Origin of the sequence: Nocardioides coralli (assembly GCF_019880385.1) — a bacterium.
GTDB classification, from domain to species: Bacteria; Actinomycetota; Actinomycetes; order Propionibacteriales; family Nocardioidaceae; genus Nocardioides; species Nocardioides coralli.
The window spans coordinates 2,046,968-2,061,815 of the sequence record NZ_CP082273.1; the positions used below are offsets into that span (position 1 = coordinate 2,046,968).

The 14,848-nt window shown below is 73.4% G+C and carries 18 protein-coding genes; 9 read left to right on the forward strand and 9 right to left on the reverse strand.

Going from position 1 to position 14,848, the window contains the following annotated elements:
• Window positions 1–3: 3 nt before the first annotated feature.
• From K6T13_RS09995 to dut, 4 genes are read right to left on the reverse strand one after another with little or no spacing between them, the layout of a single operon-like run.
• On the reverse strand, window positions 4–723 hold the full coding sequence (locus K6T13_RS09995; protein WP_222894438.1) for a DUF3159 domain-containing protein: 720 nt from the start codon (window positions 721–723) through the stop codon (window positions 4–6).
• Entirely contained in the window at window positions 720–1,082 is a 363-nt protein-coding gene (locus K6T13_RS10000; RefSeq protein WP_222894439.1) for an OB-fold nucleic acid binding domain-containing protein, read from the reverse strand. The genes K6T13_RS09995 and K6T13_RS10000 overlap by 4 nt, the downstream gene beginning before the upstream one ends.
• Window position 1,083: 1 nt before the next feature.
• Window positions 1,084–1,776 carry a DUF3710 domain-containing protein gene (locus K6T13_RS10005; protein WP_222894440.1) on the reverse strand — a complete coding sequence of 231 codons (693 nt, stop codon included), beginning with the start codon at window positions 1,774–1,776 and terminating at the stop codon, window positions 1,084–1,086.
• Complete coding sequence (gene dut / locus K6T13_RS10010; protein ID WP_222894441.1) at window positions 1,773–2,267, reverse strand: dUTP diphosphatase; 495 nt, start codon at window positions 2,265–2,267, stop codon at window positions 1,773–1,775. The genes K6T13_RS10005 and dut overlap by 4 nt, the downstream gene beginning before the upstream one ends.
• A gap of 54 nt (window positions 2,268–2,321) precedes the next feature.
• Between dut and K6T13_RS10015 the strand changes: the two genes are divergently transcribed.
• Complete coding sequence (locus K6T13_RS10015; protein WP_222894442.1) at window positions 2,322–2,774, forward strand: DUF3093 domain-containing protein; 453 nt, start codon at window positions 2,322–2,324, stop codon at window positions 2,772–2,774.
• Between the two features lie 90 nt (window positions 2,775–2,864).
• Window positions 2,865–3,182: a DUF4235 domain-containing protein gene (locus K6T13_RS10020; protein WP_222894443.1), complete on the forward strand. Its 318-nt coding sequence runs from the start codon at window positions 2,865–2,867 to the stop codon at window positions 3,180–3,182.
• A 30-nt stretch (window positions 3,183–3,212) separates the two neighbouring features.
• Here K6T13_RS10020 and K6T13_RS10025 read toward each other — a convergent pair whose 3' ends face one another.
• From K6T13_RS10025 to K6T13_RS10035, 3 genes are all read right to left on the reverse strand, one after another.
• Window positions 3,213–3,503: a DUF4193 domain-containing protein gene (locus K6T13_RS10025; protein WP_222894444.1), complete on the reverse strand. Its 291-nt coding sequence runs from the start codon at window positions 3,501–3,503 to the stop codon at window positions 3,213–3,215.
• 132 nt (window positions 3,504–3,635) lie between these two features.
• On the reverse strand, window positions 3,636–4,460 hold the full coding sequence (locus K6T13_RS10030; protein WP_222894445.1) for an inositol monophosphatase family protein: 825 nt from the start codon (window positions 4,458–4,460) through the stop codon (window positions 3,636–3,638).
• Entirely contained in the window at window positions 4,457–5,545 is a 1,089-nt protein-coding gene (locus K6T13_RS10035) for a ferrochelatase (RefSeq protein WP_222894446.1), read from the reverse strand. Before K6T13_RS10035 ends, K6T13_RS10030 begins: the two co-directional genes overlap by 4 nt.
• 58 nt (window positions 5,546–5,603) lie before the next feature.
• On the opposite strand from K6T13_RS10035, the gene K6T13_RS10040 reads away from it, so the two are divergent.
• Together K6T13_RS10040 and K6T13_RS10045 are read left to right on the forward strand one after the other, a co-directional pair.
• Window positions 5,604–6,791, forward strand: a complete 1,188-nt coding sequence (locus K6T13_RS10040; protein ID WP_222894447.1) for an MFS transporter — start codon at window positions 5,604–5,606, stop codon at window positions 6,789–6,791.
• Between the two features lie 9 nt (window positions 6,792–6,800).
• Window positions 6,801–8,093, forward strand: coding sequence for a D-arabinono-1,4-lactone oxidase (locus K6T13_RS10045; RefSeq protein ID WP_222894448.1), 1,293 nt, complete (start codon window positions 6,801–6,803; stop codon window positions 8,091–8,093).
• A gap of 3 nt (window positions 8,094–8,096) precedes the next feature.
• Here K6T13_RS10045 and K6T13_RS10050 read toward each other — a convergent pair whose 3' ends face one another.
• Window positions 8,097–8,717 carry a trimeric intracellular cation channel family protein gene (locus K6T13_RS10050; RefSeq protein WP_222894449.1) on the reverse strand — a complete coding sequence of 207 codons (621 nt, stop codon included), beginning with the start codon at window positions 8,715–8,717 and terminating at the stop codon, window positions 8,097–8,099.
• A 113-nt stretch (window positions 8,718–8,830) separates the two neighbouring features.
• On the opposite strand from K6T13_RS10050, the gene sepH reads away from it, so the two are divergent.
• From sepH to K6T13_RS10070, 4 genes are all read left to right on the forward strand, one after another.
• Window positions 8,831–9,778, forward strand: coding sequence for a septation protein SepH (gene sepH, locus K6T13_RS10055; RefSeq protein ID WP_222894450.1), 948 nt, complete (start codon window positions 8,831–8,833; stop codon window positions 9,776–9,778).
• A 91-nt stretch (window positions 9,779–9,869) separates the two neighbouring features.
• Entirely contained in the window at window positions 9,870–11,879 is a 2,010-nt protein-coding gene (locus tag K6T13_RS10060; protein ID WP_222894451.1) for an SDR family oxidoreductase, read from the forward strand.
• 234 nt (window positions 11,880–12,113) lie between these two features.
• Window positions 12,114–12,482, forward strand: a complete 369-nt coding sequence (locus tag K6T13_RS10065) for a hypothetical protein (protein ID WP_222894452.1) — start codon at window positions 12,114–12,116, stop codon at window positions 12,480–12,482.
• Window positions 12,483–12,513: 31 nt separating this feature from the next.
• A complete protein-coding gene (locus K6T13_RS10070; RefSeq protein WP_222894453.1) occupies window positions 12,514–14,205 on the forward strand; it encodes an AfsR/SARP family transcriptional regulator in 1,692 nt (563 codons plus the stop codon).
• A 174-nt stretch (window positions 14,206–14,379) separates the two neighbouring features.
• On the opposite strand, the gene K6T13_RS10075 is transcribed toward K6T13_RS10070, so the two are convergent.
• Window positions 14,380–14,532, reverse strand: a complete 153-nt coding sequence (locus K6T13_RS10075; RefSeq protein WP_222894454.1) for a hypothetical protein — start codon at window positions 14,530–14,532, stop codon at window positions 14,380–14,382.
• Window positions 14,533–14,676: 144 nt separating this feature from the next.
• On the opposite strand from K6T13_RS10075, the gene K6T13_RS10080 reads away from it, so the two are divergent.
• A complete protein-coding gene (locus tag K6T13_RS10080) occupies window positions 14,677–14,841 on the forward strand; it encodes a hypothetical protein (RefSeq protein ID WP_222894455.1) in 165 nt (54 codons plus the stop codon).
• Window positions 14,842–14,848: the final 7 nt, after the last annotated feature.

Genomic DNA, 14,848 nt, shown 5'->3' on the forward strand with positions numbered 1-14,848 from the left:
GCCTCACGCCGGACGCGCCTCCACGGGGGTGCGATTCCGGGCGAGGAGCCACACCATCGCGCCGAGGGCGGCCAGCTGGAGCGGCCAGCCCATGACGATCTTGAGGATGCCGAGCAGCGCGATCGCCGTGTCGGTGTCGATGCCGCCGCCGTTCCCGGCCAGCCACAGGGGGCCCTGCACGACCGCGCGCAGCACGCAGGGCAGCACCAGGAGCCACGTCAGGTTGGTGCAGAGCCGGACCACCTGGCGGTCCTGGTGCCAGGCCGTGGCGTCACCGGTGACGCCGCCGACCATGAAGCCGACGAGCGGCCAGCCGATCAGGCAGGTCACGGCCAGCAGCACGGCGTACCCGCTGTTGTAGAGGATGCCGGGGAGGAAGTAGGCCAGGGCCTGCTCGTCCTCGCTGGCCCCACCTCGGGCGGACATCGTGACGAAGAGCCAGCCGATGCCGATGCCGAAGAGCGCGTTGACGACGAACTGGACCGTCGACCGCTGGACGAGCCGCACCGCCAGCAGCACCAACGCAGCGGCCACGCTGACCGTCAGCGCGGTGTAGAGCTCGCGCGTGGTCAGCCACAGGACGGTGAAGACGAGCGTCGGGGCCGCGGCCTCGGCCATCCCACGACGTCCTCCGAGGGCCTTCGACAGCTGGGCGCGGACCACCTGCTCGACGGTGTCGACACCCGCAGGGGTGGTGGAGGAGGCGGCGGGTTCAGGGCTCATGGCAGCAGCTCGTATCGCGGGTTGTGCATGGTGCGGGCATCCGCCGTGACGCCGATGCGGCCGGTGACCCGCATGGTGCGGCCCGGCTCGATGCCGACGATCTTGCGGCGGCCGAGCCAGATCACGGTCAGCACGCCGGACCCGTCGTAGAGCTCGGCCTCGAGAGCGGGTACGCCGCCGCGGGGCCGCAGCGTCACAGTGCGCAGCTGGCCGTTGACCGTCACCAGCTCCCGGTCGGGGGCCTCGGCGATGCTGAGCTCCGCCTTGTCGGCCAGGTGCCGGCGGACGTCCTCCGCGTGGAGGTCGCGGCCGCTGGCCCAGTCGCTGATGCGGGTGCGCAGCCGGCTCCGGCCCGCCACCTCAGGACTCCTCCGGGGCCGGGGCGGCCGTCGGTCCCTCCTGGGGACCCAGCCGCCGGGCCTGGTCGGGCAGCACCACGGGAAGCGGGTCACCGACCGGCATGGCACCGCTGCCGCGGCGTACGGCGAGCTGGCTGAGGGCCTGCTCCCATGGGCCCGCCGCGTCGGCGTCCACCGCGGGCTTGCCGAGGAAGGTGGCGCGCAGCATCCACCGGGAGCCGTTGATGCCGACGATGCGGGAGGACTGCTGACCCGTCCGGCCGTCGGCGGTCTTCACCGTCAGCTGGCACTGCAGCTCGGTGCCGAACCGTCCCTCCTGCTCGGTGGCGGTGCCGCCGCGGCGTGCCATGTCGGCCGCGAGCTGGGGGCGGACCTCGCTCCACAGGTCACCGTGACGGGGGGCGGCGAAGGCGCGGAGCTCGAGGGCTCCGTCGGTCCCGGCGAGGACGACCGACTGCACCTGCTCGGTGCGCTCGTCGACCTGGATGCGCAGCTCGCTGCCCGGCACGGGAGGGACCAGCAGCGAGCCGAGGTCGACACGCTCGACGCCGTCGTCCTCGACGTCCTCGGCGTCCAGCGGGCCCTCGCGGTGCACCGACGGGGCGGCGTCAGAGACCGGGGTCTCCTCGGGCGCCGGCGCCTCCGCGGCGGTGTCCGGGGCGTCCGCGGCGGCGGACTTGCGTCGGAACCTCACTGCACTCCTTCTGCTCCAGGGCGGTCGGGACGGCCGAACCCTCCGGTAGAACCGTAGCCCCCGGCGCCACGGACCGACTCGGGGAGTTCGGCGACCTCCACGAAGCGCGCCCGCTCGACCCGCTGGACCACCAGCTGGGCGATGCGGTCCCCGCGCCGCAGCTCGACCGGCTCGGTGGTGTCGTGGTTGATCAGCATCACCTTCACCTCGCCGCGGTAGCCCGCGTCGACGGTCCCGGGCGCGTTGACGATCGACACCCCGTGCCGGGCGGCCAGTCCGGAGCGCGGGTGGACCAGCGCGACGTACCCCTCGGGCAGGGCGACGGCGATGCCGGTGGGCACCAGGGCCCGCTCCCCCGGCTTCAGGGTCACGTCGACGGTGGTGAGGAGGTCGGCACCGGCGTCCCCCGGGTGGGCGTAGGCGGGCGGTGGCAGGTCGGCATCGAGCCGCACCAGCAGGACGTCGAGGTCGCCGGGCGAGTGGTCGGACACGGGGCGTGACCCTACCCGCACCCCGGCACCGGACCGCTCCTACGATGGCTCATCGTGGAGAACGCGGTCGAGTACGCCGAGCGGCTGACCGTGCCGCTGCGCTGGTGGGTGCAGGCGACGATGCTCGTGGCCAGCCTGTGGCTGGCGCTCGTGGTGGCACTGCCCGTTGGTCTGGCGTGGGTGCTGAGCGCCGTCGGCATGCTGCTGGCCGCGTCGCTGCTGAGCGCCTACGGCGCCGCCCGCATCAGCGTCGCCGACGGCGAGCTGCGCGTCGGCCGGGCCCGCATCGGCGCGGAGCACGTCGGCACCGCCCGTGCCTTGGACGCCGAGGCGACCCGACGGAGGTCGGGGGTCGAGGCGGACGCCCGCGCCTTCCTGCTGCTGCGGCCCTACCTCAAGCGGGCCGTCGAGGTGGAGATCACCGACCCGGCCGACCCCACGCCGTACTGGCTCGTCAGCACCCGGCACCCCGAGGAGCTGGCGCGGGCGATCACATCGCTCGGCTAGGGTCCGGGTTCCGACCCGCCCGTCGCGGGACCTGCTCAGCCACCTCCCCACGCCGGGCACTCCTTCGTCGGGCTCGGCTAGGGTCGGTGCATGGCCAAGGACTCTGGTGGATCGAAGGTCTGGACCCTGATGTCGATGGTGTCGGTGCTCGGCGCCGCCACCGTCTCGAAGAAGGTCCTGACCACCGGCTGGAAGAAGGCGACGGGCAAGACCCCGCCGCAGAACCCTGCCGACCCCGACGTGGCGGTGCGGGAGGCGGTCGCCTGGGCCGCCGTCAGCGGTGCACTCATCGGGTTGGCCCGGATGTTCGCCGCGCGACGCGCCGCCGGCTACTACCAGAAGTCGACCGGGCACCTTCCCCCGGGACTGGGTCACGGCGAGGACGAGGACCAGGGCTTCACGCCCTGACGGGACCCCTGACGGGGACCGGGGAGACGCTCAGGCGCAGTCCCGGCAGATCATCTTCTTCTCGTCCGCGAGCTGGCTGCGGTGGCGGACCAGGAAGCAGCTCATGCAGGTGAACTCGTCCTCCTGCTTGGGCTTGACCTCGACGGCGAGCTCCTCGTGGGAGAGGTCGGCGCCGGGCAGCTCGAAGGACTCCGCGGCCTCGGCCTCGTCCTCGTCGACCTTGCCGGAGTTCTTGTCGTGGCGACGCGCCTTGAGCTCTTCGATGCTCTCCTCGGACTGCTCTTCGTCAGTCTTGCGCGGCGCGTCGTAGTCGGTCGCCATCTTCTCCACTCCCCTGAGCCGCCCGCTGGGCGCCATCACGTCGTCTGCGTCGGCGCCAGATTGTGCACCATCCGGTCAGGGCACCGCACACCGGTTCACCCAGTGTCCGCGAGAACCGTTCCGGGGCGTGACCTATTCCCGGGGTTCGATCACGAATCCGCAGTCGGCCAGCAGGGCCGTGAACTCGTCCCAGCCGGCCGCCGGCGCTGCAGCCACCACGCTGCCCGGCTGCCCCTCACACGGCGCCACCAGCGAGCCGGGCAGCAGGGCGAAGGTGGCTCCGGCCTCGGCCGCGACCAGGGCACCTGCGCTCCAGTCCCACGGGTGGGGCCCCTCCTCGACGTAGCCGTCCGCGGCGCCCTCCGCGACGTGGCACAGGTCGAGGGCGCACGAGCCCATGCGGCGTACGTCGCGCACCCGCGGCAGCAGCCGCGCGACCCGCTCCGCCTGGCCGGCACGGACCTCCCGGTCGTAGCCGAACCCGGTCAGCACCAGCCGCTGCTGGACCGGGGGGACGTCACGGACGCGCAGCGGGACCCCGTCGCGGGTGGCACCGCCGCCGAGGACGGCGGCGTACTCGACGCCTGTGGCGACGTTGTGGACCACCCCCGCGACGACCCGGCCGTCGACCTCGGCCGCCATCGAGACCGCGTACTCGGGGATCCCGTAGAGGTAGTTGACGGTCCCGTCGATGGGGTCGACCACCCACCGGACCGGGGAGGTCCCGACGTGGTCGTCCCCCTCCTCGCCGAGGATCGAGTCGTCCGGGCGCGCCTCGAGCACCAGGCTGCGGATCAGGCGTTCGCTCGCGCGGTCCGCCTCCGTGACCACGTCGACGCTGCTGCTCTTGGTGTCGGCCACGGTGACGCCGTGGCTGCGGTGCTGGCGGACCAGCTCGGCCGCCTGCCGCGCCACCGAGCACGCGACGTCGAGCAGCTCGGCGGGGTCGGGCGTCACGCCGGCTCGCCGCCGACGGTCGGCAGCTCCTGGCGCGGGTTGGGGCAGCAGTGGGGTGCGCACCGGTCCCAGCACGGGGGCAGGCTGCCGAGGGCGCGGCGCTCGGGGTCCTCACCCCGCTCGGCGGCGGCTCGCTCGACGAGAAGGTCGCGCACGGTCGCGACGAAGCGCGGGTCGACGCCCGGTGTCGCGGCACGGGCGGCGGGGAGGCCGAGCTTCTCGGCCGTGGTCATCGCCTCGGTGTCGAGGTCGTAGATGACCTCCATGTGGTCGGACACGAAGCCCAGCGGCACCATCACCACCCCCGCTGTGCCGTGGCGCGACAGCATCTCGAGGTGGTCGTTGATGTCGGGCTCGAGCCACGGGACCGACGGCGGTCCAGAGCGGGAGCAGAACACCAGGTCGTGGGGTGGCCGCCGGCCGGTCTCCTGGCGCACCCGCTCGACCACCTCGGCCATGGCGCTGGCGTGCTGCTTGACGTAGGCGCCGCCGTCGGGGCCGCTGCTGTCGTTCATGGCCTCGGGGATCGAGTGGGTGACGAAGGCCAGGTGGGTCCCCTCGTGCACCCGCTCCGGCAGCTCGGCCATCGCGGCCAGCGTCGCGTCGACGACCGACTCCAGGAAGCCAGGGTGGTTGAAGTAGTGGCGCAGCCGGTCCAGCCGCGGCGCTCCCGGCACGGCCGTCGCGGCCGCCGCCAGGTTCTCGCGGTACTGCCGGCACCCGGAGTACGACGAGTAGGCGCTGGTCACGAAGCACGCGGCCCGCTGCACCCCGTCGGCTGCCATCTCCCGCATCGCGTCGGTCAGGTAGGGGTCCCAGTTGCGGTTGCCCCAGTAGACGGGGAGGTCGATCCCGGCCCCGGCGAGGTCCTCGCGGATGGCCGCCAGGAAGTCGCGGTTCTGGTCGTTGATCGGGGAGCGCCCGCCGAAGAGGTGGTAGTGCTCCCCCACCTCCGCCAGCCGCTCGCGGGGGATGTTGCGGCCCCGGGTCACGTTCTCCAGGAAGGGGAGGACGTCGTCGGGCTTCTCGGGGCCGCCGAACGACACCAGCAGGAGGGCGTCGTACGGGCTGACGTCTGGGCTCATGGACGCCATCGTATTGAGCGCGCTCCAACGGCGGGGTCGGCCGTAGGCTCTGCTCGCCATGCTCGACAGCTACCGACGGATCCTCAGCGTCCCGGGGGGACTCCGGTTCTCGACCGCCGCCTTCGTCGCGCGGCTGCCGATCTCGATGATGGGCCTGGGCATCGTGCTGCTGGTCGCCGCCGGCACCGGCTCCTACGGCCTCGCGGGCTCGGTGTCTGCGGCGTACGTCGTGGCGAACGCGACCCTGTCGATCCTGCAAGGACGGCTGCTCGACCGGCTGGGGCAGGCCCGCGTGCTGGCGCCGGCCGCCGTGCTGTTCACGTTCTCGTCGGGGCTCCTCGTGGTGTCGGTGGACGCGGGCTGGGCCCGCTGGGCCACCTACCTGCTGGCCGCCTGCTCCGGAGCCACCCTGCCGGCCGCGGGCGCCTGCGTCCGCGCCCGCTGGTCCTACGTCCTCGCCGGGCGACCCGCCGACCTGCAGACCGCCTTCGCCCTCGAGGCGGTGGTCGACGAGGCGGTCTTCATCACCGGCCCGATCCTGGTCACCCTCCTCGCCACCGCCATCGACCCGGGCGTCGGGCTGGCGGCGGCGGTGGCCAGTGGTCTGGTCGGCACGCTCGCGCTGGCCCTCCAGCGCCGCACCGAGCCGCCGGTGAGCGCGGCTGCCGAGGACGACCCGGCGGCGGCGCGCGCCGGCCTCCCGTGGCGGACGCTGGTGCCGTTGCTCGCCGTCGCCGTCGGTCTCGGGTGCCTCTTCGGCGCCGCTGAGGTCGTGACCGTCGCCTGGGCGGAGGAACGCGGCAACCAGGTGTACGCCGGACCGCTGCTGGCCCTCTGGGCGCTCGGCAGCCTCGCGGCCGGCGTGGTGACGGGGGCCGTCCACTGGCGGCAGGGGCCCGCGGTGCGGCTGCGGTGGGGCGCGGCGGGGATGTGCGCGGCCATGGCGCCGCTGTCGTTCATCGGGTCGGTGCCGATCATGGGCCTCGCGCTCCTGGTCGGTGGGCTCGCGATCGCCCCGACCCTGATCGCGGCGACGTCGCTGACCGAGCAGGTCGTCCCCCCGGCTCGGCTGACCGAGGGGATGACCGTCCTGCAGACCGCCATCGTGGGGGGCGTCGCCCCGGGCGCGGCGGTGGCTGGCCTGGTCGTCGACCGGGCCGGGTCCGGGCCGGCGTACCTCGTGGCGCTGGCGGCTGGAGCGGTGGCGGCGGTGGCGGCCCAGGCCGTGCCACGCTCCGGTCAGTAGGGTCGGGACGTGGAGTGGCGCAACTGGTCCGGGCTGGCCACGGCCCGCCCCGAGATCGTCCTCACCCCCCGCACTCCGGCCGACGTCGAGTCCGCGGTCCGCGACGCCCGAGGCGCTGGCTCCACGGTGAAGATGGTCGGCACCGGACACAGCTTCACCGCGATCGCCGCCCCCGAGCACACACTGCTCCTGCCCCACCAGCTGGCCGGGATCACGGCCGTCGACCGCCGTGCCATGACCGTCACGGCACTCGCCGGCACGCCCCTGCACCGGCTCAACCACGAGCTGGAGCAGCTGGGGCTGTCGCTGGCCAACATGGGCGACATCGCCGAGCAGACGCTCGCCGGGGCGGTGTCGACCGGCACCCACGGGTCGGGCGGCACAGCGATGGGTCTGGCCAGCCAGCTCGCCGGGCTCGAGCTGGTCACCGGCACCGGGGAGGTCGTCGTCGCGAGCGAGACCGAGAACCCGGACGTCTTCGACCTGGCCCGGATCGGACTCGGCGCCCTGGGCGTGCTGACCACCCTGACGTTCCGGGTACTGCCGCTCTTCCGGTTGCGGGCGCACGAGCGCCCGGCCTCGTGGGATGAGGGCATGGGCTCACTGCTGGAGCTGGCCGCGAGCCACGACCACCTCGACGCCTACTGGTTCCCGCACACCGACCGGATGCTCCTCAAGACCAACGACCGGGTCACCAGCGAGGGCTCCCCGCTCCCCCGCTGGCGGTCCTGGGTCGAGGACGAGCTGCTGGCCAACCACGTCTTCGGTGCCGTCAACCGCGTGGGAGCCCTGGTCCCGCCCGCCGTTCCCACCCTCAACCGGGCCTCGGCACGGCTGCTCGGCGACCGCACCTACACCGACGTCGCGCACCGCGTCCTCACCGCGTCGCGGCGCGTGCGCTTCCGCGAGATGGAGTACGCCGTGCCGGCCGACGCAGCCGTCTCGGCCCTCACCGAGGCGCGCCGTGCCGTGGACGCCTCGTCGTGGCGGATCGGCTTCCCCGTCGAGATCCGGGTCGGCCCGGGTGACGACGTGCCGTTGTCGACGGCTCACGGTCGGGACACCGCCTACCTCGCGTTCCACACCTGGGTGGGGTCCGACCACGTGCCCTACTTCACGGCCGTGGAGCGGATCATGCGCGACCACGGCGGCCGGCCACACTGGGGCAAGGTCCACACCCTGACCGCCGCCGAGCTGGCGCCGGCGTACCCGCGCTTCGGGGAGTTCCTGGCCCTGCGCGAGCGCCTGGACCCCGACCGGGTCTTCGCCAACGACCACCTCAGGCGCGTCCTCGGCGACTGAGGCTCACACGCTGGCGGGCCCGGACGGCAGCGGTGCCTGCCAGTGCCGCCAGATCGCCAGCAGCCGCCACACCAGGCAGACGGCCGCCCCGGTGAGGGCGCACACCGTCACCGGGAGACCCGCGGCCTCTGCCGCCACGGCGGCGCCCGCACCGGCCAGCGCGGGGGTGGCGTAGAGCTCGCCGCGGAAGACAGCCGGCACCCGGCCCGCGAGGACGTCCCTCACCATGCCGCCGCCGATGCCGGTCACCATCCCCATGAGCGCCGCCGGCAGCGGGCCGAGGCCGAACTCGACGGCCTTGAGCGCGCCGGTCACGCAGAAGAACGCCAGCCCGAAGGCGTCGAAGACGTTGACCTGCCGCTCCATCCGACCCACGGCCGGGTGGTAGACGAAGGTGACCAGCCCTGCCACGACCGGGACCAGCAGGTAGCGCCAGTCGGCGAGCGCGGCCGGCGGCGTGGCGTCGATGAGGACGTCGCGCAGGAACCCGCCGCCCAGCCCGGTGGTGCCGGCCAGGACGAGGACGCCGAACACGTCGAGCTCCTTGCGCACCGCCACCAGCGCACCGGAGATCGCGAACACGAAGATCCCGGCGAGGTCCAGGACGACGAGGGTCGGGGACACGCCCGGAGGTTACCCGCGCGGCGCGCCGAGCGGTGGCACCTCCGCCGCCCTGCGCTGGCGTAGGCTCAGCGCACCGGAAGCGACCACCGAGAACGGAAGAAGTTACCCAGGCGATGGCCCATCTCACGCTCGCTGGCATCAGCGACGACGGGAAGCGCCTGCTGCTGGTCAGCGACAAGGGAGTCGAGTTCACCCTGGATGTCGACCAGCGTCTCCGGGCCGCACTCCGCGGCGAAAAAGCTCGTCTCGGCCAGTTGGAGATCAAGATGGACAGCGCCCTCCGCCCCCGCGACATCCAGGCCCGGATCCGGGCCGGCGAGACCCCCGAAGCGGTGGCGCAGGCCGCCCACACCACCGTCGAGGCCATCATGCCGTTCGCAGCGCCGGTGATCGCGGAGCGGCAGCACGTCGCCGACCGCGCCCAGCGCTCGTCCGTGCGCCGTACCGGCGGCCAGCCCGGTGGTGCCCGCACCCTCGGCGAGGCCGTGTCCGCGCACCTGCGCGGCCGCAACGTCGACCCCGAGCTGGTCGAGTGGGACTCCGCCCGTCGCGAGGACGGCAAGTGGTCGCTGACCGCCGACTTCGCCGCCGGAGCCCGCAGCGGCACCGCCCGGTTCACCTTCGATGCTCCCGGCAACTACGTCGTGGCCGAGAACGACGACGCCACCTGGCTCGTCGGTGACGCCGCCACGGAACCCGAGCCGCCGACGGCCGAGGACGACTTCACGAGGGCCCGTGCCCGACGCGCGGCCGCCCAGGGCGTCGACTCCGAGCTGCCGCTGGGTGACGACGCCCTCTCGCTGGTGCAGGACGAGCCGACCGAGCTCGGGTCCGAGCAACCGGTCGAGGCCTACGTCGACTCCGATCGACCGACGACCGAGGTTCCCGACACCGGGGCGGCGTCCGGGGACCCTGAGGAATCCGCGGCACCGCCCTCGGACCTCGAGGAGGGCGGCGAGGACGCCGAGGAACCGGTACGCCGCAGGCCCGCCAAGAAGCGCGGCCGTGCCTCCGTGCCGAGCTGGGACGAGATCATGTTCGGGGGCGGCAAGGCCGACTGACCCCCGTCGGACCCACGCCGGTCGAGCCTGTCGACCGAGGTGGGGGGCTTGGCCGGGGCTGGGGATCGTTCCCCGGCGGTAACATCCGCCCATGTCGTACTTCGTCACGGGTGCTACGGGTTTCATCGGACGCTTCCTGGTCCAGGAGCTGCTCGACCACCGTGAGGGCGAGGTGTACGTGCTCGTCCGCGAAGGGTCGCTCCCGCGGATGCAGCGGCTGATCGAGCGGTGGGACACCGACCGGGTCGTGCCGGTGGTGGGCGACCTGACCGCCGACCGCCTCGGCGTCGACGCCGAGTGGATCGCCCAGCACGGAGACAGCATCGAGCACTTCTTCCACCTCGCCGCCGTCTACGACATCACGGCCGACGACGAGACCAACGACGCGATGAACGTCGATGGCACCCGCAACGCGCTCGCCCTCGCCGCCGCCCTCGCCGTCACCTGCTTCCACCAGGTCTCGTCCGTGGCCGCAGCCGGTGACCACCACGGCCACTTCGACGAATCGATGTTCGACGAGGGTCAACCGCTCCCCTCGCCCTACCACCGCACGAAGTACGAGTCGGAGAAGATCGTGCGTGAGGAGGCGACCGTCCCGTGGCGGGTCTACCGCCCCTCGATCGTGGTCGGTGACAGCCAGACCGGCGCCATCGACAAGGTGGACGGGCCCTACTACTTCTTCCCGATGATGAAGCTGCTGCGCGACAACCTGCCCGCGTGGCTGCCGCTGGTCGGCGTCGACCTCGGCGACACCAACGTCGTGCCGGTCGACTACGTCGCCAAGGCCATGGACCACATCGCCCACCAGCCCGGCCTCGACGGTCAGGCCTTCCACCTCGTCAACCCCGAGCCGCAGCCGGTCGTCGACGTGGTCAACCTGTTCTGCGCGGCAGCGGGCGCGCCCCAGTTCGCGACGCCGCTGGACCGGCGCGCGACGACCGCCGGACCGCTCGCGCTGATCCCGCGCCGGCTCCGCCCCTCCTCGATCCTCACGAGCGTCGTCCGGAGCGCGCCCGCTCAGCTGCTCCTGGACCAGACCATCGCCCGGCTCGGCGTCCCGGCGGAGGTCCTGTCGCACACCCGCTTCACCGCCACCTTCGACTCCCGCCGCACCGAGAAGGCGCTGGCCGGGTCGGGCATCGGGGTCCCTGACCTGGAGTCCTACGCGCGGACCCTCTGGAGCTACTGGGAGGCCCACCTCGACACGTCCACGGCTCGCAACCGCGCCGCTCGCCAGGCGCTCCAGGGCAAGTACGTCGTCATCACCGGCGCCTCCTCGGGGATCGGCCAGGTCACGGCGCTCAAGGTGGCGCAGGCCGGCGCCGTACCCGTCCTCGTCGCCCGCGGCAAGGAGAAGCTCGAGGCGACGGCGGCCGCGATCGAGGACCGCGGAGGCACGGCCTACGTCTTCCCGTGCGACCTGACCGACCTCGACGCGATCGACGGCCTCTGCAAGGACATCACCACCGAGCTGCCGACGATCGACTTCGTCGTCAACAACGCCGGCCGTTCCATCCGACGGTCGCTGCGCCTCTCCGAAGACCGGTTCCACGACTTCGAGCGCACCATGCAGCTCAACTACTTCGGGGCGATCCGGCTGGTCATGGGGTTGCTCCCCACTATGCGCGAGCAGCGCCGCGGACACATCGTCAACATCTCCTCGATCGGGGTGCAGACCAACCCGCCGCGGTTCTCGGCGTACGTCGCCTCGAAGGCCGCGCTCGACTCCTGGAGCAACGTCGTCGCGTCCGAGCTCGTCGGGGACGGGATCACGTTCACCGGCATCCACATGCCGCTGGTGCGGACGCCGATGATCGCCCCGACCAAGCTCTACGACCGCTTCCCGACGATCAGCCCCGCCCAGGCGGCCGAGCTGGTGATCAAGGCCATGGTGGAGCGGCCACACGAGATCAACACCGTGCTCGGCAACGCCGGGGCGGTCGCCCACACGGTCGCACCCAAGACGTCGTTCCGGGTCCTCAACATGGCCTACCACGTCTTCCCGGACTCGGCCGCCGCGCGCGGGGAGGACGCCGGCAAGGGCGGCCGCGAGTCCGAGCAGATCATGCTGGCCCGCCTCTTCCGCGGCGTCCACTGGTAGGTGCCTGAAGTCCCCGCCCCGGCCGGGGCGAGTGCCGATGCGGCCGGGACAGGCGCGCCTCGCGGCGCAGGTCGTCCAGCCCGGGGAGGGTCAGAGCGGGCTGGTCGCGACGGTCGCGGCTCGACGCCCTCGTGGGTGACGGCTGGTACGTCGCCGACGGGGCCGCGCGGCGTCACACGATGCGTCACACGGGCCACTCCTACGGTGCGGGCACCACCACAGGAGGCGAGCACCATGACCATCACCGCAACCCGCACCACCACTCACACCGACACTCACCCCACCCAGGACGTCCTCGTCGTCCCGACGGTCCACGACGTCCAGGCCGCGACCACCACGTTGCTCCGGATCATGACCGACGCCGGACCCGACGACCCGGGCTGGCTCCGGGCCGGCCGACTCGTCACCGCCGCCGCCGAGCGGCTGCGGGACACGCTGGGGACCCCGCGCGCCGAGAGCAGCACCCCGATGCCCCCGATCGTCCGTGAGGCCGACTTCGCCCGAGCATCGCGTCCGCTGCTGCGGGGAGCGCGGATCGCGGACCCCGAGGCCGCGCGCGAGTTCCTGGCGCTGGCCGCCGACGCCGCGCTGGCGCTGCGCTGAGACCGGGCGGATACTCCCGGCAGGAGGAGACGTGACCACCGCGATATCCCTGCTCGGCAGCCCGGCCGCCGTCCGCGACGGCGAACGCGTCGAGGTCCGCGGGCACAAGCCGTGGCTGCTGCTCGCGCTGCTCCTGCTCGGCGACCGACCCCCGTCGCGGGAGCGGCTGCAGCGGCTGCTCTTCCTGGACGCGACCGACCCCGCGGCGGCGCTCCGCTGGAACCTGTCGCAGCTGCGCAGGCTGGGGATCGAGGTGGCCGGCGACCCGGTCGTGGCCACGGTCCCGGCCGACGTGGACGTCGACCTGGCGCGGCTCGACGGCGGCGCAGCCGACGCCGCCGAGCTGCCGGGTCTCGACGAGGAGCTCCTGGCCACGATCCGGCCCGAGCCGGGAACCGACCTCGCCGTCTGGCTCGACGAGGAGCGCCGCCACCTGCGGCAGCTCGCGCACGACGTACGGCAGGAGGCTGCGCTGGCGCTGCTGGGGCGGGGCGACACCCAGCGCGCGCTGGCCCACGCCCGCCGCGTCGTGGAGGCGGCACCGCTCGACGAGAACGCCGCAGCGCTGCTCGTCCGCTGCCTGCGCGCCGACGGCCGCGTGGCAGACGCCCGCGCAGCGGCCCAGGACGCCGCCACCCGGCTCCGCGAGGAGCTGGGCGTCGAGCCCACCCATGCCCTCTGGTCGGCGGTCGCCGCGCCGCTGGGCGGAGACCGGCAGTACTCGGGTTCGGCCGCCGTCCTCGCCCAGATCGAGGCCGGTGAGTCGGCGGTCAACGCCGGCGCAATCGACACCGGCCTCCGCTCCCTCCAGGGTGCGGTCCTCGCGGCCCGGGCCCTGCGGGAGGAGCCGCTGCTCGCCCGGGCGCTCGTGTCGCTCGGGTCGTCGCTCATCCATGGGGTCCGCGGCGTCGACCAGGAGGGGCTGGCGATGCTGCACGAGGCCGTGCCGCTGACCGAGCAGGTCGGCGACGCGCCGCTCGCGGTCGTGGCCCGCCGCGAGATCGGGTACGTCGACTTCCTGCGCGGTCGCTACGACCGCGCCACACACTGGTTCGGGCGCGCCCGCGATGCTGCCGACGCCGGGACGTCCGGACTGGGCTGGGTGGACCTCTACGACGGGGCCTCCGCCGACGACGTCGGCGACACCCCCCGCGCTCGCCTGCTCCTGGAGAGCGCGCTGGAGAAGTCAGCGGCGGAGCGCGACCTGCGCCTAGAGTCGTTCGCCCGCACCATGCTGGGGCGCTCGCAGCTCCTCGCCGGAGAGGCGGACGAGGCCCACCACTCGCTGCGCGGGGCCCTCGACGTAGCCCGCGCGCTCGACTGGACGGGGTTCCTGCCCTTCCCCGAGGCGCTCCTGGCCGAGTCCACGCGGATGCGCGGCGACACCTCCCGGAGCCGTGAGCTGGCCGAGCACGCCCTGGTGACGGGTGAGCAGGTGGGCGACCCGTGCTGGGAGTCGCTGGCCGTGCGGACCCTGGGGCTGGTCAGCATCGACCAAGGTGACGTGTCCAGTGGTGTGGCCCTCCTCGAGGAGGCACCCGCACGCTGCCGGCGGCTGCCCGACACCTACCGGTGGATCGAGATGTGGGGCTACGCCGCCCTTCTCGAGCTCGTCGACCGGCAGCTGGTCGACGATCGCGGGGACTGGCGCTCCTACCTCCAGACCGAGGCCAGCGCGATGGGCATGCGGCCGATGGTCGACCAGGTGCGTCTGTCCGGCTAGAACACGGGATCACCGGGTCGTGACCGCCGCCGCGCGCGGGGAGGACTCCGCCAAGGGCGGCCGCGAGTCCGAGCAGATCATGCTGGCCCGCCTCTTCCGCGGCGTCCACTGGTAGGGCGCGGCCGACTACCGCGGCACCCGGCCTCGTCGCCGTGGCGCCAAGGGCGACCGGGGTCAGCCGGTGCGGCTGCCGCGCGCTGCCTCGTGCTGGGTGACGGCGACCGCGATGTCCCGCACCAGGCGCGTGTGCCAGCGCTCGTGAGCGTCGAGGTCGTCGGTGAGCGCGTGGCAGTCGGGGCAGGCCATCGGTGCTGCTGACTGTTCCATGGTGTCCCTCCTCGGGATCCTCCTGCCACGCTGCCACGGACCCGGGACCCTGTCCACGGGCCGGCGCGGGCGGTCGGTCCCTCATGTTGGGTAGCGCGGCCGTCGACGCCCCGTCGACGCACGAGACGCGGCCATGCTGGACCCGTGCCAGTCACCCGGGCTGTCGTCGGAGTGGCGACCACCCTCGTGCTGTCGGTCGTCGGCACCGTGGCCTGGCTCGACGCGGCCGGCACCGTCGACCAGCCGCAGCAGGTGGAGCGGGAGACACCCCCGGAACCGACCGACGGCAACCGCTACGTGCGGGTCTGAGCCGCGC